We start from the raw sequence: 359 nt of genomic DNA on the forward strand, positions 1-359 counted from the left end.
CCATCCTCCAAGGCTAAATACTCSTRAYYGACCGATAGTGAACCAGTACCGTGAGGGAAAGGCGAAAAGAACCCCGGCGAGGGGAGTGAAAAAGAACCTGAAACCGTGTACGTACAAGCAGTGGGAGCACCTTCGTGGTGTGACTGCGTACCTTTTGTATAATGGGTCAGCGACTTATWTTCAGTGGCRAGCTTAACCGAATAGGGGAGGCGTAGCGAAAGCGAGTCTTAATAGGGCGTYTAGTCGCTGGGWATAGACCCGAAACCGGGCGATCTATCCATGGGCAGGTTGAAGGTTAGGTAACACTGACTGGAGGACCGAACCGACTACCGTTGAAAAGTTAGCGGATGACCTGTGGA

The 359-nt window shown here is 51.9% G+C and carries 1 rRNA gene; it reads left to right on the plus strand.

Features of this window, described 5'->3' with window-relative positions:
- Nucleotides 1-359 (plus strand): 23S ribosomal RNA (locus AB4070_RS18605); the annotation flags it as partial.

The organism is Microbacterium sp. 2RAF4, assembly GCF_052115285.1.
GTDB lineage: Bacteria > Actinomycetota > Actinomycetes > Actinomycetales > Microbacteriaceae > Microbacterium > Microbacterium oxydans.